The following is a 20,529-nucleotide window of genomic DNA, read 5'->3' as shown; positions in this document are numbered from 1 at the left end:
GAAGGAACCCAGAATGTTCACCTCCCTTGCAGTGCGAAACAGAAAACCGCTGGCCCGCCTCGCCCTGGCTATCACGCTGGGCACGCTCGGCCTGCCTTACTGGGTGGACAATGCCCAGGCCCACGGCGGTCATGCCGACATGGTGCCGCTGCAAGAGGGTCTGGAGGCCTTTGGTGCCACGGTGAAATGGGACGACTACGCCAACCTGTTCACCATTGCCAAGGACGGGGTCTATCTCAAGGTCAAGCCCGACAGCAAAGTGGCGATGCTCAACGGCAAGCGCATCGAGCTGACGGTGCCGGTGGTGTTCAAGGACCATAAGGCGTTCATGTCCACCGATTTCATCAACCAGGTGTTCCAGTCCGGGCTGGACAAGACCTTCGTCGTCGAGACCCGCCCCAACCCGCTCAATCCCTTGAGCGCCGCCGAAATCACCACGGCCGTGGACATCGTCAAGAAATCGGACAACTACCAGCCCGGTTTCCGTTTCACCGAAGTCTCGGTCAAGGCGCCGCCCAAGGATCAGGTGTGGAACTTCGCCCTCACCGGGCAGAACGTCGCCCAGCCGCGCGAGGCCTCGATCGTGGTGCTCGACGGCAAACACGTGATCGAAGCGCTGGTGGATCTCGACACTCAAACACTCAAGTCCTGGAAGCCGATCGAAGGCGCCCACGGCATGGTCTTGCTGGACGACTTCGCAACGGTACAATCGGCCGTCGAGAGCAGCCCGGAATACGCCCAGGCCCTGGCCAAGCGTGGCATCAACGACGTGAAGAAGGTCGTGGCGACGCCACTGACCGTCGGCTACTTCGACGGCGAGGACGGCCTGGCGCAGGACAAGCGCCTGCTGAAAATCGTCAGTTACCTCAACACCGGTGACGGCAACTACTGGGCGCACCCGATCGAGGGCCTGGTGGCGATTGTCGACCTGGAACAGAAGAAACTGATCAAGATCGAAGACGACGCGCTCATTCCGGTGCCGATGAAACCGACGCCGTATGACGGGCGCGGACGCCAGGGCGTTGAGGTCAAGCCGCTGGAAATCATCGAGCCCGAGGGCAAGAACTACACCATCAGTGGCAACAGCATTCACTGGCAGAACTGGGACTTCCACGTTCGCCTCGATTCGCGGGTCGGGCCGATCCTGTCCACCGTCACCTACGACGACAAAGGCAAGAAACGCAAGATCATGTACGAAGGCTCGCTGGGCGGCATGATCGTGCCTTACGGCGACCCGGATGTGGGCTGGTACTTCAAGGCCTACCTCGACTCCGGCGACTACGGCATGGGCACCCTGACCTCGCCGATCGCCCGTGGCAAGGACGCCCCGCAAAACGCCGTACTGCTGGACGCCACCATCGCCGACTACACCGGTGCACCAACCGCTATCCCCCGAGCCATGGCGGTGTTCGAGCGCTACGCCGGCCCGGAATACAAACACCAGGAAATGGGCCAGCCCAACCTCAGCACCGAGCGTCGTGAACTGGTGGTGCGCTGGATCAGCACCGTCGGCAACTACGACTACATCTTCGACTGGGTCTTCCAGCAGAACGGCACCATCGGCATCGACGCCGGCGCCACCGGCATCGAAGCGGTCAAGGGCGTAAAGTCCAAAACCATGCACGAAGACACCGCCAGGGAAGACACGCGCTACGGCACCCTGCTCGATCACAACATCGTCGGCACCACGCACCAGCACATCTACAACTTCCGCCTCGACATGGACGTGGACGGCGAACAGAACTCACTGGTGGAAGTGAACCCGGTAGTGGTGCCCAACGACCGCGGCGGCCCGCGCACCAGCACCATGCAGACCGAAACCAAGGTTGTCGGCACCGAGCAGCAAGCGGCGCAGAAATTCGACCCGTCGACCGTGCGCCTGCTGACCAACTTCAGCAAAGAGAACAAGGTCGGCAACCCGGTTTCCTATCAGTTGATTCCGTACGCCGGCGGCACCCACCCGGTGGCCAAGGGTGCCAACTTCGGCAAGGACGAATGGCTCTACCACCGCCTGAGTTTCATGGACAAGCAGCTGTGGGTGACCCAATACAACCCCGAGGAAAAATACCCGGAAGGCAAGTACCCGAACCGCTCGGACAAGGACTCGGGCCTGGGGCAGTTCACCCAGGACAACCACTCCATCGAGAACACCGACGACGTGGTCTGGCTGACCACCGGCACCACCCACATCGCCCGCGCCGAAGAATGGCCGATCATGCCGACCGAGTGGGTGCATGTGCTGCTCAAGCCGTGGAACTTCTTTGATGAAACGCCGACGTTGAACCTCAGCGCACCGAAGTAAACACACCCCCCCTTTGTAGGAGCTGGCTTGCCAGCGATGGCGGTATGTCAGACAGCATCATTGCCATCCGACACACCGCCATCGCCGGCAAGCCGGCTCCTACAAGGTTCATCGGTGGTCAGGCGAGTCCATCAGTGTGTCAGGCCTCATCCCGATCGTTGATCCTCTTACCCAAGCGCATCGATCCGGTCCAGCGCCTGGTTCACCGCCAGCTCCCCCAACAGAATGACTTGCGCGATGCCCAGCAGGGTATTGCGTCTTGCCCCCTGCGTTCGATCCGCCAGATCCAGGGTCATGACGTTGGCCGATGCCAGTGACTCGCAGGCATGGGCCAGCAGGGTTGCGGTATCGAGTTCCGGGTTGACGATGAACATCGTGCTGAGTTTGCGCGGGGTGGCCATGATGTGGGCGGCTGAGGGAATGGGGTCGGATGGGGGTGTCGGATCAGTGTCCGGCGGATTCGGTGTCACTTTGAACATATTTGCAAACTCCTGGATGGAGCCGCTACCACCTTGCTACTAAACGAGGGGTGGCGGCTGTACGCAGGTTAGTAGACCGGGGAGTCAGCATTTACCGGCGCGCCGAAGCGCCCTGCGCACAGCCACCATCAAATGCAGGCATATGAATACCTGACTGAAGGGAACGCTATGCACCTTACTAACAACCGCGGGCTACTAAACCCGATCACTGACAATCAGTGACACGAATCAAGTTACCGAGCGGCCCCAAGGCGCACAAGCCGGCGGATTCTGGGGTATGTGTAGGCAACGACGCAAGGCGCTGTGGCTTTCACGAAGTAACCTTGAGAGCTTTTAAACACGAAAAGCAGCTGTGGCACCTGGCGTTAACAAGATTGCGAATCGTCCTACAGGCTGGATGCCGCACACAAACCCCTTTTGTAGGAGCTGGCTTGCCAGCGATGGCGGCGTGTCATGCAGCATCATTGCCATCTGACACACCGCCATCGCCGGCAAGCCGGCTCCTACAGGGTGAATCGGTGTTCAGGCATACCGCTTGCGATACTCCCCCGGCGCAATGCCGAAACGCGACTTGAACGCGGTGGAGAAGTAGCTCGAATCGGAAAACCCCCACGAATACCCCAGCACCGCCAACTTCTGCTCCTTGCCCGATTGGCGCAGGGATTCAGCGCACAGGTCCAGGCGACGGTTCTTGATGTAGCGCGCCACCACCAATCCCTTCTTGGCAAACATCCGGTACAGGCCACGGGTGGACATGCCGACTTCCCGCGCCAGCCATTCCGGGCACAGGTCTTCGGAGCGAATGTTTTCGTCGATGCAGGTGAGCGTCTTGCGGAAGATCCGCTCATGGGCATCGGTGCAGTCGTCGGCCTGGCTGATCGCCGGGCGCAGCAGGCTGACGATCGCCTCCAGGGTCGCTTCGCTTTCCTGGCGGGTCAGGTGCTGCTGGCGGGTGGCATCGAGGATCAGCCGGTGCGAGAGCATGGCGATGGGCGAGGTCGCGGCGATCCGGTGGCCGCACTTGACCGGGTTGAAGCGCAGGGTCTGCTCGACCAGTTGATACGGCAGGATCAGCGACAACTGACGGGAGTTTTCGCCGTAGGTGAAATCGCTGGGGCGGGAGGCATCGATCAGCGTGATATCGCCGGGGGACAGCAAGACCTTGTCGTCGCCCTGGGCCATGCCCGCCGTGCCGTCGAGCTGGAACACCGCGAAATACTTGCCGCCCTCGCCCGCCGCGACTTCCTGGGGCGTGCGGTACAACCGCGCCTGGCACACGTCGACGAAACTGAGTTTGAGCGCATCGCTCTGGTATTCACGGATGCGCCCGGCAAATTCGCTGCCCAGGGGTTGTGCGTTGAAGGCGCCACAGATCTGGTTGATCTGATGGATCCACTGGTCGAACCCATCATGACGCTGTGCTGTTGTAGAAATCATGTCAGGCCTCACGCAGGCTTATTTTTATTGTCTACGTCAATCCACACGACACCGGATGCTTCGAGTCTCCTGAACCGCACCACTCCCTGAACAATGACGTGCTACTTCAGTCCGCCAAAACGCCGATAGAAGCTTTCACCGACATCTGGCAACGGGCCGTCGGCCGTTTCCAGCGCAGCGTTCAGCCATTCTTCGGCCTTGGCGTAGATCAAACGGTAAATGTTGCGGCACAACTGGCGGGCGGCGCGGCCTTCCCAATCGCCGGGCAGCAACTCGTCCGGCAATTGCGGGTCGCGCAGCAGCAGCTTGCGGTACTCGTGAATCAACAACACCCGCGCCAGGAAGCAGTCGGCCGGTTGCAGGTTTTCCTGCTCGCGCAGGGCTTGCCACAGCGGCCGGAACAACTGGATGAACTCGCTGTAATGCGCGGCCAGCTCCTCGATGTTCCAGCTCTCGCGCACTTGCAGGCGCAGGGCCTTGGAGGCCAGTACGTCCTGGGCGGTGGTTTCGAAGACGATGGTGTCTTCCTGGGCGCCGAGGTCGAGCAGGGTCGCGTTGACGTCGGAACGGTCGCTGCGCGGACAGGCCAACACCACCGGCGAAATCGCGCCGAAGCCTTGCCATTCCAGTTCCTCGCGCACCTGTTTGCGTTTGTCCTGGGTCAGTTGCGAAAGCATCACCAGGCACCAGGAGCCATCCCAGGCCGGCATCGTGGTGCTGTAGACCCGCTTGAAGGCCTTGTCGAAACGGCGACGACCGGTGCCGGTCAGGCTGTAGTAACTGCGGCGACCGACTTTCTCGGCGGTCAGCCAGCCTTCCTTGGTCAGGCGAAAAATCGAGGTGCGGATCAGCCGTTCGTTGATGCCGATGGGTTCGAGCAACTGGATCAGGCTGCCCAGCCACACGGTGCCGCCATGGGGTTCGATGGCATCCCCGTACAACGTGATGATCAAGGAACTGGCGCGGATCGGCGTCTGCTCCTGGAAGCGGGTAATCAGGTGGTTCAAGGGAGTCAGGGACGACATGGGCGTTCCGTGCAAAAAAGAAAAGGAATATACCGAAAGCCGACTGGTTAAGCCCAATCCCTTGTAGGAGCCAGCTTGCTGGCGATGGTGTGTCAGTCGCCACCAAGGTAGCTGACACACCTTCGCCAGCAAGCTGGCTCCTACAGGGGTTCGGTGTTCACAGGTTGCTGCTTTTCGGTCGAAGGCCACTGTCACTGATACGCGGGCGATCCGGTTCCGGTTCGCTCAGCGGTTCGCACACCTGCATCTGCTCGAGGCAACGCTGGGCCAGCTGCTGATACTCCCGGGTGCCGGCCTGTTTCCACGCCACTTCCTGATCGCTGAGGCTGCGCCTGATGCTGGCCGGTGCGCCCATCACCAGCGACTGCTCCGGGCATTCGAAACCGGCCTTGACGAACGCCGCCGCCGACACGAATGAACGCGGACCGATCCGGGCGTTGTCCATCACCACCGCATTCATGCCCACCAGCGCATCGGCGCCGATCCGGCATCCGTGCAGCACCGCGCCGTGGCCGATGTGGCCGTTGCGCTCCACCACCGTGTCGCTGTCGGGGAAGCCGTGCATCACACAGGTGTCCTGCAGGTTGGCGCCCTCCTCCAGCACGATCCGCCCGAAGTCCCCGCGCAGGCTGGCCAGCGGGCCGACATAGCAATGCGGGCCGATGATCACATCGCCGATCAATACGGCAGACGGGTGCACATAAGCGCTCGGGTCAACCACCGGAGTCAGGCCATCAAGGCTGTAGCAGGTCATGGCAGGTTCCTTCGCAAAGCGATGCAAATAATGACCTATTTTGTATCACATCACTTTTACCAGCACAAAGACTAAAAACCGTATCACTTGAAATGCCCCTTTCCGACGAAAACCAACGCGCCCCTAAAAACGCTACAAAACCCAATGAACTCAGGGAAAAATCCATTATCAGTGCCCCTTGAACAGAAAGACAAAAAATAGAAAGTCATCCAATTAAGACACATTAAATCAATTTTATTATTGCATTTGCGTATCACGTTGTAGCTATACTTGGGCAAAACCGGCCCCCGAGGCCGATCCAATAACGAGCCGGCACCACGCCGAGCGTGCACCCTGAGGGCATCCGCCATGCCTCTGACCCTTGCCGTCGAACTGATCGAGCCTGGCGTCCGCCTGATTACCCTGCAGCGCCCGCAAGCCCTGAACGCCTTGACCACCGAGTTACTGGGCGAGCTGGCCGCTGAACTGAACATCGCGCAAGCCGACCCCGACACCCGCGCCGTGGTCCTCACCGGCAGCCGCAAGGCCTTCGCCGCCGGTGCCGACATCAAGGAAATGGCCGAACGCAACCTGGTCGGCATCCTCGACGACCCGCGCCAGGCCTCGTGGCAAACCATCACCCGCTTCAGCAAACCGCTGATCGCCGCCGTCAACGGCTTCGCTCTCGGCGGTGGCTGCGAACTGGCGATGCACGCCGACATCATCATTGCCGGGGAAGACGCGCGCTTCGGCCAGCCGGAAATCAACCTCGGGATCATGCCCGGCGCCGGAGGCACCCAGCGTCTGCTGCGCGCCGTCGGCAAATCCATGGCCATGCAGATGGTCCTGACCGGCGAGCCGATCGACGCCCGCCAGGCCCAGCGCGCCGGCCTGGTCAGCGAAGTCACCCAACCGGAATTCACCGTCGACCGCGCCCTGCACATCGCCCGCAGCATTGCGACCAAGGCGCCACTGGCCGTGCGCCTGGCCAAGGAAGCGCTGCTCAAGGCCATGGACACCGACCTGGCCAGCGGCCTGCGCTTCGAGCGTCACGCTTTCACCGTGCTGGCCGGCACCCGCGACCGCGACGAAGGCATTGCGGCCTTCCAGGAAAAACGCGCGCCGACCTTCACCGGTCAGTAATCCAACGAATTCGAACGACTGCCAAGAGAACGCCCAGACCATGAACTTCGAACACATCCTGTTTTCCATCGACGCCGGTGTCGCCCTGCTCAGCCTCAATCGGCCGGACCAGCTCAACAGCTTCAACACCCAGATGCACGGCGAAGTGAAAGAAGCACTCAAGCAAGTGCGGCAGAACCCGGACGTTCGCGTTTTGCTGCTGACCGGTGAAGGCCGCGGCTTCTGCGCCGGGCAGGACCTGAGCGACCGCAATGTCGCGCCGGGCAGTGCCGTGCCGGATCTGGGCGAATCCATCGAGAAGTTCTACAACCCGCTGATCCGCCAGTTGCGCGACCTGCCGCTGCCGGTGATCTGTGCGGTCAACGGCGTCGCCGCCGGCGCCGGCGCCAACATTCCGCTGGCCTGCGACCTGGTGCTGGCGGCGCGTTCGGCCAGTTTCATCCAGGCGTTCTGCAAGATCGGCCTGATTCCCGATTCCGGTGGCACCTGGACCCTGCCGCGCATGGTCGGCATGGCCCGAGCCAAGGCCCTGGCCTTGCTTGGCAATCGCCTGAGCGCCGAACAGGCCGAACAATGGGGCCTGATCTACCAGTGCGTGGACGACGCCGCCCTGCGCGACGAAGCGCTGAAACTGGCCCGCCACCTCGCCACTCAACCCACCTACGGCCTGGCGCTGATCAAACGCAGCCTCAACGCCAGCCTGAGCAACAGCTTCGACGAACAGCTGGAACTGGAGCGCGACCTGCAACGCCTGGCCGGGCGCAGCGAGGACTATCGCGAAGGCGTCGGCGCCTTCATGGAAAAACGCACCCCAAGCTTCAAGGGGCGCTGAGTCATGACCGCATTGAACACCTCTGCACGCATTGCCGTGATCGGCGCCGGGGCCATGGGCGCCGGCATCGCCCAGGTCGCGGCGCAAGCCGGCCATCCGGTGTTGCTGCTGGACAACCGTCCCGGCGCGGCGGCGCAGGCCATCGAAGGCATCGATCGACAACTGGGCAAACGGGTCGAGAGCGGCAAACTGTCCGCCGAATCGCGCAGCGCAACCATTGCCCGCCTGCAAGCGGTGGAAGCCATCGAAGCCCTGGCCGATTGCGAGCTGATCATCGAAGCCATCGTCGAGAACCTCGAGGTCAAGCGTGCACTGTTCCGCCAGCTCGAAGGCATCTGTAGCGAACACTGCATTCTCGCCAGCAACACCTCGTCGCTGTCGATCACCAGCATCGCCGCGCAGCTGGATCATCCGGAGCGCCTGCTCGGCCTGCACTTCTTCAACCCGGCGCCGGTCATGGCGCTGGTGGAAATCGTTTCCGGCCTGGCCAGCAATCCCGTCCTGGCTGAGTGCCTGTACGACACCGCCAAAGCCTGGGGCAAAAAACCGGTGCACACCCGCTCCACGCCGGGCTTCATCGTCAACCGCGTGGCCCGGCCGCTCTATGCCGAAAGCCTGCGGATGCTGCAGGAAGGCGCGGCCGACTGCCCGACCCTGGATGCGCTGATGCGCGAAGCCGGCGGCTTTGCCATGGGCGCGTTCGAGCTGACCGATCTGATCGGCCACGACGTCAACTACGCCGTGACCTGCTCGGTGTTCGACGCCTACTACCAGGACACGCGTTTCCTGCCGTCGTTGATCCAGAAAGAACTGGTGGACGGCGGCCGCCTGGGACGCAAGAGCGGCCAGGGTTTCTACAGCTACGGCCAAGGGGCGGAACGTCCGCAAGCCGCTGAAATCAGCAGCGATGCGAAGGTCGAGGTCTGTGCCGTGGAGGGCAACCTCGGTATCGCTCAAGGCTTGCTCGCACGCTTGCGTGAACAAGGCGTCGAGATCGTCCAGCGTGATGGTCAGGGCTTGCTGCGAGTCGGTGATGCCGTTCTGGCCTTGAGCGATGGGCGCATGGCCTGTCAGCGGGCTCGCGAAGACGGGCTGCGCAACCTGATCCTGCTGGATCTGGCGTTCGATTACGCGAATGCCAAACGCATCGCCATCAGCCATGCGGCAGGCATTGATCCACTAGCGCTCAAACAAGGCGTGGCCCTGCTGCAACGGGCCGGCCTCAAGGTCAGCCTGCTCAGCGACAGCCCGGCCCTCGCCGTTCTGCGTACCGTGGCGATGCTCGCCAACGAAGCCGCCGATGCCCTGCTGCAGGGCGTCGCGTCGGCCGCCGACATCGATCTGGCGATGCGCGCCGGGGTCAATTATCCGCAAGGGCCGCTGGCCTGGGCCGATGCCATTGGCCTGTCGCACATTCTTCAAACGCTGGAAAACCTACAAGCCAGTTATGGCGAAGAACGCTACCGGCCGTCGCTGCTGCTGCGCCGTCGCGTCGCCGAAGGGAGAACCTTCCATGACTAACCATGAAGCCATGACCCTGGCCAGTGAATGCGCGCAATCGCTGTTCCAGCGCGACGCCGCCAGCCAGGCCATGGGCATGCGCCTGCTCTCGGCCGGTCCCGGTTGCGCCCGGGTCGGCATGACCGTGCGCGCCGACATGGTCCAGGGCCACGGCACCTGCCACGGCGGCTACCTGTTCGCCCTCGCCGATTCAGCGTTCGCCTTTGCCTGCAACAGCTACAACGAAGCCACCGTGGCCATCGGTTGCAGCATCGACTACATCGCCCCGGCCCGCCTGGGTGACACGCTGAACGCCGACTGCATCGAGCAGAGCCGCTCCGGGCGCACCGGCAACTACGACGTGCGTATCGAAAACCAGCAGGGCCAGTTGATCGCCCTGTTCCATGGCAAATCCTACAAAGTGCGCGGCCCGGTGCTGACGCAGGAGACCCCCGAATGAATGACGCCCTGATCATCGATGCCGTCCGCACCCCGATAGGCCGCTACGCCGGTGTCCTGAGCAGCGTGCGCGCCGACGACCTCGGCGCGGTGCCGCTGCGCGAACTGCTGCGCCGCCACCCGCAAGTCGACTGGAGCACCGTCGACGACGTGATCTACGGCTGCGCCAACCAGGCCGGCGAAGACAACCGCAACGTCGCGCGCATGTCGGCGCTGCTGGCCGGGTTGCCGGTCAGCGTGCCCGGCACCACCCTCAATCGCCTGTGCGGCTCCGGGCTGGACGCGGTGGGCACGGCTGCCCGGGCGATTCGCAGCGGCGAAACCGGGTTGATGCTGGTCGGCGGTGTCGAATCGATGTCCCGCGCGCCGCTGGTGATGGGCAAGGCCGAGCAGGCGTTTTCCCGTGCGGCCGAGATCTTCGACACCACCATCGGCTGGCGCTTCGTCAATCCGCTGATGAAAAAGGCCTACGGCATCGACTCCATGCCGGAGACTGCGGAGAACGTCGCCGAACAGTTCAACATCTCCCGGGCCGACCAGGACGCCTTCGCCCTGCGCAGCCAGCAGCGTGCAGCGGCCGCCCAGGCCAACGGGCGCCTGGCCAAAGAAATCGTCGCCGTGGAAATCCCCCAGCGCAAAGGCCCGGCCAAAGTGGTCGAGCACGACGAACATCCACGCGGCGACACCACGCTCGAACAGCTTGCCAAACTCGGCACGCCGTTCCGCGAAGGCGGCAGCATCACCGCCGGCAACGCTTCCGGGGTCAACGACGGTGCCTGCGCGCTGCTGCTGGCCAGCCCCGAAGTCGCCAAGCGCCACGGCCTGACCGCCCGTGGCCGGGTCGTGGCCATGGCCACTGCCGGCGTCGAACCACGGATCATGGGCATCGGCCCGGTGCCGGCCACGCGCAAGGTGCTGGAAGTGGCCAACCTGAGCCTGGCCGACATGGACGTGATCGAGCTCAACGAAGCGTTTGCCGCACAGGGTCTGGCGGTGCTGCGCGAGCTTGGCCTGAGCGACACCGATCCGCGGGTGAACCCCAACGGCGGCGCCATCGCCCTCGGCCACCCATTAGGCATGAGCGGCGCGCGACTGGTGACCACCGCCCTGCATGAGCTAGAGGAACGTAACGGCCGCTACGCCCTGTGCACCATGTGCATCGGCGTCGGCCAGGGGATCGCGCTGATCATCGAGCGTCTATCCCACTAAAGAATCGCGATTCCCGAGGAGCCGAGAGGTATCCTTGGGGCATGCACTCAAAGCCCTTGTGCAAAAGGGCTGGAACACAAAAACAATTCGAGTGAACACATGAACATGCCAATTGCCCAAGCCGCGCTGAACCCTGTGCTGGACCCGCTGGAAACCGCCAGCATCGACGAGCTGCGCCAGCATCAGCTGGAGCGCCTGCGCTGGAGCCTGAACCACGCCTACAACAACGTGCCGCTGTACCGTCAGCGTTTCGATGCGCTGGGCGTACACCCGGACGACATCAAGTCCCTCGACGACCTGGCGAAATTCCCTTTCACCACCAAATCCGACCTGCGTGACAACTACCCCTACGGCATGTTTGCCGTGCCGATGAACGACATCGTGCGCCTGCACGCGTCCAGCGGCACCACCGGCAAACCGACCGTGGTCGGCTACACCCAGAACGACATCGACACCTGGGCCAACGTGGTGGCCCGCTCGATCCGCGCCGCCGGTGGCCGCCGTGGCGACAAGGTGCACATCTCCTATGGCTACGGCCTGTTCACCGGCGGCCTCGGCGCCCATTACGGCGCCGAACGCCTGGGCTGCACGGTGATCCCGATGTCCGGCGGCCAGACCGAAAAACAAGTGCAACTGATCAAGGATTTCCAGCCGGATATCATCATGGTCACGCCGTCGTACATGCTCAACATCGCCGACGAAATCGAGCGCCAGGGCATCGACCCGCACAAACTGGCCCTGCGCCTGGGCATCTTCGGCGCCGAGCCGTGGACCGCCGAACTGCGCAGCGCCATCGAAGCGCGCCTGGGCATCACTGCCCTGGACATCTACGGCCTGTCGGAAATCATGGGGCCAGGTGTCGCCATGGAATGCGCCGAAACCAAGGACGGCCCGACCATCTGGGAAGACCACTTCTACCCGGAAATCATCGACCCGATCACTGGCGAAGTACTGCCGGACGGGCAGATGGGCGAACTGGTGTTCACCTCCCTGAGCAAAGAAGCCCTGCCGATGATCCGCTACCGCACCCGCGACCTGACGCGCCTGCTGCCGGGTACGGCGCGACCGATGCGCCGCATCGACAAGATCACCGGACGCAGCGACGACATGCTGATCATTCGCGGGGTCAACGTGTTTCCGACGCAGATCGAGGAACAGGTACTCAAAGTCAAACAACTTGCCGAGTGCTATGAGATTCACCTGTATCGCAATGGCAACCTGGACAGCGTTGATGTGCATGTCGAGTTGAAGGCCGAGCACCAGCACCTGAGCGAAGAACAGCAGAAGGCTGTTTGCGGGGAATTGAGCAAACACATCAAGACGTATATCGGGATCAGTTCGCGGGTTGTTTTGCAGCCTTTCCATTCGATCAAGCGGTCGGAGGGCAAGGCTTGCCACGTGCTGGATAAACGTCCTAAAGCATGACTGCTGCACCCTTTATGGCCCCGCTTATTGCGGGGTTTTTTTTGGTTTTTTTTACACATCCATGGCTGCGGCATCAGTCCTGTAGGAGCGAGCTTGCTCGCGATGGACGTCAACGATAACGCGTGCTGCCTGGATCCCCCCGCTGCCTGGACGTTCTTCGCGAGCAAGCTCGCTCCTACAGTGAAACGAGTACATCCGTGAAATCCGGTCGGCTGGCAGGCCGCCATCGCCGGCAAGCCAGCTCCTACAGAAGAGCAGAGCAAAAGCAGAGCAGCCCACACCGCGCCGCTTCTCACCACTCAACAGGCCGAGCGTTAGCTCGCCTGCAGCTCTTGATCTTGATCCACCCGCCCCCTCGGCAGGCTGAGCGCAGGTGTTCATCCGGGGATGGGCGCGCAGCGCCGTTCGACGCAGTCGAACTCATTGCATGTAGGTCGAAGCGAAGCCGACCGGAGGGCAATGCCCCCGGATGAATACCGCAGCGAAGGAACCCCGAGCCTCAGCGAGGGGCCGTACGTAAGGGGCGAGACTTTTTGGTTCCTTTTGGCTGGGCCGGCACTCCGGGCGTTTGACAAAAGGGACTCGCCGTAAGGGCGAAACCGCCAGCCGCCGCTACCTCAATAACGGATATGTCCCCCCCTCAAAGAACAACCTCCCCCCAAAGCGATACAAAAAACAAATACGACACATCATTTTGTGTTTGATATTAAATTCCGTATCGCTTATAAAGTCCCCATGCCCCAGAACAGATTCAAGGCGGGAACTCAAAAATGTACGCACAGCTCGTAGAAACAGGCGTAAAGCGCATCAAGGACCTCTCGGAAATGTCCGACCAGGAACGCGCCTTCCAGGAAAAAATCGATTCAGAAATCAAGATCGAAGCCAAGAACTGGATGCCAGATGCCTACCGCCAGACCCTGATCCGACAGATCTCCCAGCACGCCCACTCCGAAATCGTCGGCATGCTGCCCGAAGGCAACTGGGTCACCCGCGCGCCGTCGCTCAAACGCAAACTGCAACTGATGGCCAAGATCCAGGACGAAGCCGGCCACGGCCTGTACCTGTACAGCGCCATGGAAACCCTCGGCGCCGACCGTGATGAAGAGATCGCCAAACTGCACAGCGGCAAGGCCAAGTACTCGAGCATCTTCAATTACCCGACGCTGAACTGGGCCGACATGGGCGCGGTGGGCTGGCTGGTGGATGGCGCGGCGATCGTCAACCAGGTGGTGCTGCAGCGCACCTCCTACGGCCCGTATTCCCGGGCGATGATCCGCATCTGCAAGGAAGAGAGCTTTCACCAGCGCCAGGGCTACGAAATCCTCCTGACCATGATGCGCCACGGTAACCAGGCGCAAAAAGACATGGTCCAGGACGCGATCAACCGCCTGTGGTGGCCGTCGCTGATGATGTTTGGCCCAAGCGACGAACACTCGCCGAACAGCGCCCAGTCCATGGCCTGGAAAATCAAGCGCCAGAGCAACGACGAACTGCGCCAGCGCTTCATCGACCAGACCATCCCGCAGCTGGAACTGTTGGGCTGCACCTGCCCCGACCCGGACCTGAAGTGGAACGCCGAGCGCGGCCACTACGACTTCGGCGAAATCCAGTGGAACGAATTCTATGAAGTGCTCAAGGGCAACGGCCCGTGCAACCAGGAACGCGTCGCTGCCCGCCGCAAGGCGATCGAAGACGGCGCCTGGGTTCGCGAAGCCGCCGTCGCCCATGCCCGCAAAAAACAAAACAAGAACGCCGCCTAAGACAACCGTACCCCCTGTAGGAGCGAGCTCGCTCGCGATGGTCGTCAACGTTAACGTTGGTTGCCTGACACCCCGCGGTGCTCGCGGGTACATCGCGAGCAAGCTCGCTCCTACAGAGCCTCAATGTGGAGTAACTGAAATGTCCGAGTGGACCCTCTTCGAAGTTTTCGTGCGCAGCAAGCACGGCCTGAACCACAAGCACGTCGGCAGCGTGCATGCCGCCGACACGACCATGGCCATCGAAAACGCGCGCGAGCTCTACACCCGTCGCAGCGAAGGCGTAAGCCTGTGGGTGGTGCCTTCGGCATTGATCACCGCCTCGTCGCCGGATGAAAAAGACCCGCTGTTCGATCCGTCGGACGACAAGGTCTACCGCCACGCCAGCTTCTACGAGCTGCCGGCCGAAGTCGGGCATATGTGAGGTCGACCATGGACAACAAGACTGATCTGATCGAATACCTGCTGCGCCTCGGCGACAGCGCCCTGATCCAGGGCCAGCGCCTGTGCCAATGGTGCGGCAAGGCACCGGCACTGGAAGAAGAGCTGGCACTGATGAACGTCGGCCTCGACCTGGTGGGCCAGGCGCGCAACTGGCTGGAATACGCCGCCGAACTGCTGGCGGACGGCCGTGACGCCGATGACCTGGCGTTCCGTCGCGACGAGCGCGCTTACCGCAATCTGCTGCTGGTGGAACAACCCAACGGCGACTTCGCGGTGACCATGCTCAAGCAGTTCCTCTACGACGCCTGGCATTTGCCGGTGTTGCAGGGCCTGAGCCAGTCCAGCGACGAACGCATCGCCGGGATCGCCGCCAAGGCGGTAAAGGAAGTGACCTACCACCTGCGCCGCTCCGGCGAGTGGATCGAGCGTCTGGGCGACGGCACCGAGGAAAGTAATCGACGCATGCTCGCGGCGATTCCCGAGGTCTGGCGCTTCACCGTCGAGCTGATCGCCGCCGATGACAGCGAGCAGCGCCTGTGCGACGCCGGCATCACCCCGGACATCGCCAGCGTGGCCGCCCAGTGGCAAGCCAAAGTCGAGCAGATTTTCACCAGCGCCACCCTGCCCGTTCCCGCCGCCCCGAGCTATTTCTACCTGAATGCACGCAAGGGCCTGCACAGCGAACACCTGGGCATCCTGCTGGCCGAAATGCAGTGCCTGCCACGAGCGTACCCCGATGCAACCTGGTGAGCTGATCGCCAGCGACCTCGGCGCCCGGCCGGCGGGGCCGACCGACCTGGCCGCCGCCTGGGCGATTCTGGCTGAGGTCATGGACCCGGAAGTGCCGGTGGTCAGTGTGGTTGACCTGGGCATCGTCCGCGACCTGGACTGGCAGGCCGGTCACCTTCACGTGGTGGTCACGCCGACCTACTCCGGCTGCCCGGCCACCGAAGTGATCGAGAGCGATATCCGTGAAGCCCTGGAACTCGCCGGGTTCAAGGCACCGCAGCTTGAGCGCAAATTGACCCCGGCCTGGACCACCGACTGGATCAGCGCCAGCGGCCGTGAACGCCTGCGCGCCTACGGCATCGCACCGCCCGAGGGCAGCACCAGCAAGCGCAGCCTGCTCGGCGAACGTCCGCAGGTTGTCTGCCCGCAATGCGGCAGCGCCCACACCGAGGTCCTCAGCGAGTTCGGCTCCACCGCCTGCAAGGCCCTGTACCGCTGCGTCGATTGCCGGGAACCGTTCGACTATTTCAAGTGCATCTGAGCGGCGAATCGGCCGTCCCAGCTGGAGAACAACAATGAGTAAATTTCACAGCCTGACCATCAAGGACGTGCGCGCCGAGACCCGCGACGCGGTGTCCATCGCCTTCGAGATTCCGCAGCACCTGCAAGACAGCTTTCATTTCACCCAGGGCCAACACCTGGTGATGCGCACCCGACTGGACGGCGAAGAAGTACGCCGCTCCTATTCGATCTGCACCGGGGTCAACGACGGTGAATTGCGTATCGCGGTCAAGCGTGTGGTCGGTGGACGCTTTTCGGCGTTTGCCAACGAACAACTCAAGGCCGGGCACACCCTGGAAGTGATGCCGCCCGCCGGGCATTTCTGCGTCGAACTCGACCCGGCTCGCCACGGCCACTACCTGGCCGTGGCCGCGGGCAGCGGGATCACGCCGATCCTGTCGATCATCAAGACCACCCTGGAAACCGAACCCCACAGCCGCGTGACCCTGCTGTACGGCAACCGCTCCAGCTCCGGCGCGCTGTTTCGCGAGCAACTGGAAGACCTGAAGAACCGCTACCTGCAACGCCTGAACCTGATCTTCGTGTTCAGCCGCGAGCAGCAGGACGTCGACCTGTACAACGGCCGGATCAACGCCGAGAAGTGCGAGCAGCTGTTCACCCGCTGGCTCGACGTCAAGGCGCTCGATGCGGCGTTTATCTGCGGCCCGCAGGACATGACCGAGACCGTGCGCGACAGCCTCAAGGCCAAGGGCATGCCAGCCGAACGCATCCATTTCGAACTGTTTGCCGCCGCCGGCAGCGAGCAAAAACGTGCGGCCCGCGAAGCCGCCCGCCAGATCGATGCGGCGGTCAGCCAGATCACCGTGATCAGCGACGGCCGCGCCCTGGCCTTCGACCTGCCGCGCAACAGCCAGAGCATTCTCGACGCCGGTAACGAGCAAGGTGCGGAACTGCCCTACTCGTGCAAGGCCGGCGTGTGCTCGACCTGCAAGTGCAAGGTCATCGAAGGCGAAGTGGAAATGGACAGCAACCACGCCCTGGAAGACTACGAAGTGGCCGCCGGCTACGTGTTGTCGTGCCAGGCGTTCCCGATCAGCGACAAGGTGGTGCTGGATTTCGATCAGCTTTGATATCCGATTCACACCAAGCACTTGTGGGAGCGGGCTTGCTCGCGAAGACGGAGTATCAGGCGCCATCCATGTTGAATGTGATGGCCCCTTCGCGAGCAAGCCCGCTCCCACATTGATCGGGTTCCAACCCGAAACGGTTTCACCCAAAACAAAAACAACAAAGGAGCGCGCGTCATGACACCCCAGGAAATAGAACTCATCCGCCAGCACCCGGATTTCATCCAGCTGGTTCGTCGCAAACAGAAGCTGTACTGGTCACTGAGCCTGGCCATGCTGGTGATCTATTACGGCTTCGTGCTGCTGGTGGCTTTCTCCCCTTCCACCCTCGGCCAATCCCTGAGCGGCGGCGTGACCACCGTGGGCATGCTGGTGGGTGTCGTGATCGTCGGGCTGGCCTTCGCGCTGACCGGTTTCTATGTCTATCGCGCCAACAACGTGATCGATCCTTTGAATGAAAAACTCAAGCAGGAGTGCGCCCGATGAGCCGCCTTCTCGCCTTGTTCCTGCTGCCGCTGGCGGTGGTCACTGATATCGCGGTGGCCGCCGACGGCGTTTCCCGCCCGCTGAACTGGAACGCCATCGGCATGTTCCTGGTGTTCGTCCTGTTCACCCTCGGCGTCACGCGCTGGGCCGCACTTCGCACCCGCTCCGCCGCCGACTTCTACACCGCCGGTGGCGGTATGACCGGCTTCCAGAACGGCCTGGCGATTGCCGGCGACATGATCTCGGCCGCCTCGTTCCTCGGCATTTCCGCGATGATGTTCCTCAATGGCTACGACGGACTGCTCTACGCATTGGGCGTGCTGGCCGGCTGGCCGATCATCCTGTTCCTGATTGCCGAACGCCTGCGCAACCTGGGCAAATACACCTTTGCCGACGTGGTGTCCTATCGCCTGGAACAGACCCCGGTGCGCCTGACCTCGGCTTTCGGCACCCTGACGGTGGCACTGATGTACCTGGTGGCGCAGATGGTCGGCGCCGGCAAGCTGATCGAACTTCTGTTCGGCATCGACTACCTCTATGCGGTGATGCTGGTCGGCGTATTGATGGTGTTCTACGTCACCTTCGGCGGCATGCTCGCCACCACCTGGGTGCAGATCATCAAGGCGGTGATGCTGTTGTTCGGCACCACCTTCATGGCGTTCATGGTGCTCAAGCACTTCGGCTTCAGCACCGAGGCCATGTTTGCCGGCGCCACCGCCGTGCATGCCAAGGGCAACGCGATCATGGCCCCCGGCGGCTTGCTGTCCAACCCGGTCGATGCGATTTCCTTAGGGCTTGGCATGATGTTCGGCACCGCCGGCCTGCCGCATATCCTGATGCGCTTCTTCACCGTCAGCGACGCCAAGGAAGCGCGTAAAAGCGTGTTCTACGCCACCGGATTCATCGGCTACTTCTACTTGCTGCTGATCATCGTCGGCTTCGGCGCCATCGTCATGGTCGGCACCGATCCGGCGTTCCGCGACGCCAGTGGCGCGATCATCGGCGGCGGCAACATGATCGCCGTGCACCTGGCCCAGGCGGTGGGCGGCAACCTGTTCCTCGGTTTCATCTCGGCGGTCGCCTTCGCCACCATTCTGGCGGTGGTTGCCGGGCTGGCCCTGTCCGGCGCCTCGGCGGTATCCCATGACCTGTATGCCTGTGTGATGCGCAAGGGCCAGGCCACGGAACAGCAGGAAATGCGCGTGTCGCGAATCGCCACCCTGTGCATCGGTGTGCTGGCGATCATCCTCGGCCTGCTGTTCGAGTCGCAGAACATTGCCTTCCTCTCGGGCCTGGTGCTGGCCATCGCCGCGTCGGTGAATTTCCCGGTGCTGTTCCTCTCGATGTACTGGAAAGGCCTGACCACCCGCGGCGCCGTCCTCGGCAGCCTGTCCGGCCTGGTCTCGGCGATTGTCCTGCTGGTGCTGAGCCCGGCGGTGTGGGTCAACGTGATACATCACGACAAGGCGCTGTTCCCGTACTCCAACCCGGCGCTGTTTTCCATGAGCCTGGCGTTCTTCAGTGCATGGCTGTTTTCCGTCACCGACACCTCGCCCCGTGCAGCCCTTGAGCGCGGTCGTTATCTGGCGCAGTTCATCCGCTCGATGACCGGCATCGGTGCCACCGGCGCCAGCAAACACTGAATATTGGCAGGGAATAAAAATAATGAAGCCCGCACGTAACGCACCTCGTGAATCACTATTTTCGCTGGCCGCCGCATTAAGCCTGCCCATGTTCGCGCCGAGCGCCATGGCCGACTTCATCGGCGACAGCAAGGCCCGCATTGATATGCGCAACCACTACATCAACCGCGACTTCCGTCAGCACAACGCGCCGCAATCCAAGGCCGAGGAATGGGCCCAGGGTTTCACGGCGCGTGTCGAATCCGGATTTACCGACGGCACCTTCGGTTTCGGTCTCGACGCATTGGGAGAGTTGGGGCTGAAGCTCGACTCCAGCCCGGATCGCCGTGGCACCGGGCTGTTGCCGTTTGGCCCGCAGAGCCATGAGCCCGACGACGAGTACAGCGAACTGGGCCTGACCGGCAAATTGAAAGTATCCAAAAGCATGTTGAAGCTGGGCACCCTGCAACCCTTGTTGCCCGTGGCCACTTACAACGACACACGCCTGCTGGGTTCGACCTTTGAAGGTGGCTTGCTGACCAGCCAGGAAATCGACGGCCTGACGGTGAATGCCGGACGCCTGACCATGGCCAACCTGCGCGACTCCTCCAGCAACGATGACATCGGCTACGGCGCCGCCACCAGCGATCACTTCGACTTCGGCGGCGGCAGCTACGCGTTCAGTCCACAACTGAACCTGAGCTACTACTACGGCAAGCTCGACCAGATCTATCGCCAGCAATTTGCCGGACTGCTGCATACGCAAGCGCTGGGCAACGGCTTCAGCCTGCGCAGCGATGTGCGCTACTTCGACAGCCGGGGCGACGGTGCCGAGCGGGCCGGGCGCATCGACAACCGCAACTTCAACAGCATGTTCACGGTGTCCCACGGCGCCCACAAGGTCAGTGCCGCCTACCAGCAACTGTCCGGCGACAGCGCCTTTCCGTTCCTCAATGGCGGTGACCCCTACGTGGTCAACCTGGTGACGTTCAACACCTTTACCCGCGCCGAGGAGGATTCCTGGCAGCTGCGTTACGACTATGACTTCGCGGCGCAAGGCATTCCCGGCCTGACCTTCATGACCCGCTACACCGACGGCCGCCACGTCAAGGCGGGCAGCGTCGACAACGGTCGCGAATGGGAGCGCGACACCGATATCAGCTACGTCATCCAGAGCGGTGTGTTGAAAAACGTCAGCCTGCGCTGGCGCAACGTGACCTTCCGTTCCGGCAATGGCTTGACGACCGACCTCGATGAGAACCGCTTGATCGTCGGTTACACCCTGGCGCTTTGGTAAT

The 20,529-nt window shown here is 62.4% G+C and carries 19 protein-coding genes; 15 read left to right on the top strand and 4 right to left on the bottom strand.

What is annotated here, in order from left to right; all coding sequences use genetic code 11:
• The first annotated feature begins 13 nt into the window (after positions 1–13).
• Complete coding sequence (gene tynA, locus AB7M25_RS09720; RefSeq protein ID WP_454237222.1) at positions 14–2,302, top strand: primary-amine oxidase; 2,289 nt, start codon at positions 14–16, stop codon at positions 2,300–2,302.
• A 167-nt stretch (positions 2,303–2,469) separates the two neighbouring features.
• On the opposite strand, the gene AB7M25_RS09715 is transcribed toward tynA, so the two are convergent.
• The 4 genes from AB7M25_RS09715 to paaY form a co-directional block, all read right to left on the bottom strand.
• A complete protein-coding gene (locus AB7M25_RS09715; protein WP_454237221.1) occupies positions 2,470–2,781 on the bottom strand; it encodes a DUF6124 family protein in 312 nt (103 codons plus the stop codon).
• A gap of 522 nt (positions 2,782–3,303) precedes the next feature.
• A complete protein-coding gene (gene feaR / locus AB7M25_RS09710) occupies positions 3,304–4,218 on the bottom strand; it encodes a transcriptional regulator FeaR (protein ID WP_429519057.1) in 915 nt (304 codons plus the stop codon).
• Positions 4,219–4,319: 101 nt separating this feature from the next.
• Positions 4,320–5,243: a phenylacetic acid degradation operon negative regulatory protein PaaX gene (gene paaX, locus AB7M25_RS09705; RefSeq protein ID WP_007972019.1), complete on the bottom strand. Its 924-nt coding sequence runs from the start codon at positions 5,241–5,243 to the stop codon at positions 4,320–4,322.
• 157 nt (positions 5,244–5,400) lie between these two features.
• Entirely contained in the window at positions 5,401–5,997 is a 597-nt protein-coding gene (gene paaY / locus AB7M25_RS09700) for a phenylacetic acid degradation protein PaaY (RefSeq protein WP_429519059.1), read from the bottom strand.
• A gap of 348 nt (positions 5,998–6,345) precedes the next feature.
• Here paaY and paaF point away from each other — a divergent pair, with 348 nt between their 5' ends.
• The 14 genes from paaF (at position 6,346) to AB7M25_RS09630 (ending at position 20,528) form a co-directional block, all read left to right on the top strand.
• Complete coding sequence (gene paaF, locus AB7M25_RS09695; RefSeq protein WP_454237220.1) at positions 6,346–7,119, top strand: 2,3-dehydroadipyl-CoA hydratase PaaF; 774 nt, start codon at positions 6,346–6,348, stop codon at positions 7,117–7,119.
• 40 nt (positions 7,120–7,159) lie between these two features.
• Positions 7,160–7,951 (top strand): 2-(1,2-epoxy-1,2-dihydrophenyl)acetyl-CoA isomerase PaaG, encoded by a 792-nt coding sequence (gene paaG, locus AB7M25_RS09690; RefSeq protein WP_429383482.1) that lies wholly within the window; start codon positions 7,160–7,162, stop codon positions 7,949–7,951.
• A gap of 3 nt (positions 7,952–7,954) precedes the next feature.
• Complete coding sequence (paaH, locus tag AB7M25_RS09685) at positions 7,955–9,472, top strand: 3-hydroxyacyl-CoA dehydrogenase PaaH (RefSeq protein ID WP_454237219.1); 1,518 nt, start codon at positions 7,955–7,957, stop codon at positions 9,470–9,472.
• Positions 9,465–9,911 (top strand): hydroxyphenylacetyl-CoA thioesterase PaaI, encoded by a 447-nt coding sequence (gene paaI, locus AB7M25_RS09680; protein WP_429392345.1) that lies wholly within the window; start codon positions 9,465–9,467, stop codon positions 9,909–9,911. Before paaH ends, paaI begins: the two co-directional genes overlap by 8 nt.
• Positions 9,908–11,119 carry a 3-oxoadipyl-CoA thiolase gene (pcaF, locus tag AB7M25_RS09675; RefSeq protein WP_429392348.1) on the top strand — a complete coding sequence of 404 codons (1,212 nt, stop codon included), beginning with the start codon at positions 9,908–9,910 and terminating at the stop codon, positions 11,117–11,119. Before paaI ends, pcaF begins: the two co-directional genes overlap by 4 nt.
• Positions 11,120–11,218: 99 nt before the next feature.
• Positions 11,219–12,544 carry a phenylacetate--CoA ligase PaaK gene (gene paaK, locus AB7M25_RS09670; RefSeq protein WP_454237218.1) on the top strand — a complete coding sequence of 442 codons (1,326 nt, stop codon included), beginning with the start codon at positions 11,219–11,221 and terminating at the stop codon, positions 12,542–12,544.
• A 770-nt stretch (positions 12,545–13,314) separates the two neighbouring features.
• Complete coding sequence (gene paaA, locus AB7M25_RS09665; RefSeq protein WP_218479320.1) at positions 13,315–14,304, top strand: 1,2-phenylacetyl-CoA epoxidase subunit PaaA; 990 nt, start codon at positions 13,315–13,317, stop codon at positions 14,302–14,304.
• 139 nt (positions 14,305–14,443) lie between these two features.
• Positions 14,444–14,725, top strand: a complete 282-nt coding sequence (gene paaB, locus AB7M25_RS09660) for a 1,2-phenylacetyl-CoA epoxidase subunit PaaB (RefSeq protein ID WP_007943393.1) — start codon at positions 14,444–14,446, stop codon at positions 14,723–14,725.
• A gap of 8 nt (positions 14,726–14,733) precedes the next feature.
• A complete protein-coding gene (gene paaC, locus AB7M25_RS09655; RefSeq protein WP_454237217.1) occupies positions 14,734–15,495 on the top strand; it encodes a 1,2-phenylacetyl-CoA epoxidase subunit PaaC in 762 nt (253 codons plus the stop codon).
• Complete coding sequence (gene paaD / locus AB7M25_RS09650; RefSeq protein ID WP_454237216.1) at positions 15,482–16,015, top strand: 1,2-phenylacetyl-CoA epoxidase subunit PaaD; 534 nt, start codon at positions 15,482–15,484, stop codon at positions 16,013–16,015. Before paaC ends, paaD begins: the two co-directional genes overlap by 14 nt.
• A 34-nt stretch (positions 16,016–16,049) precedes the next feature.
• Positions 16,050–17,126: a 1,2-phenylacetyl-CoA epoxidase subunit PaaE gene (paaE, locus tag AB7M25_RS09645; protein WP_429383503.1), complete on the top strand. Its 1,077-nt coding sequence runs from the start codon at positions 16,050–16,052 to the stop codon at positions 17,124–17,126.
• 174 nt (positions 17,127–17,300) lie between these two features.
• Positions 17,301–17,609 carry a DUF485 domain-containing protein gene (locus AB7M25_RS09640; RefSeq protein WP_007978006.1) on the top strand — a complete coding sequence of 103 codons (309 nt, stop codon included), beginning with the start codon at positions 17,301–17,303 and terminating at the stop codon, positions 17,607–17,609.
• Complete coding sequence (locus AB7M25_RS09635; RefSeq protein ID WP_454237215.1) at positions 17,606–19,252, top strand: cation acetate symporter; 1,647 nt, start codon at positions 17,606–17,608, stop codon at positions 19,250–19,252. The genes AB7M25_RS09640 and AB7M25_RS09635 overlap by 4 nt, the downstream gene beginning before the upstream one ends.
• A 22-nt stretch (positions 19,253–19,274) precedes the next feature.
• Positions 19,275–20,528: an OprD family porin gene (locus AB7M25_RS09630; RefSeq protein WP_454237214.1), complete on the top strand. Its 1,254-nt coding sequence runs from the start codon at positions 19,275–19,277 to the stop codon at positions 20,526–20,528.
• Position 20,529 lies beyond the last annotated feature (1 nt).

The organism is Pseudomonas sp. AP3_22 TE3818, assembly GCF_053628995.1.
The sequence above is the reverse complement of the archived record's forward strand: the minus strand, read 5'-3'. Positions and strand labels throughout refer to the sequence as shown.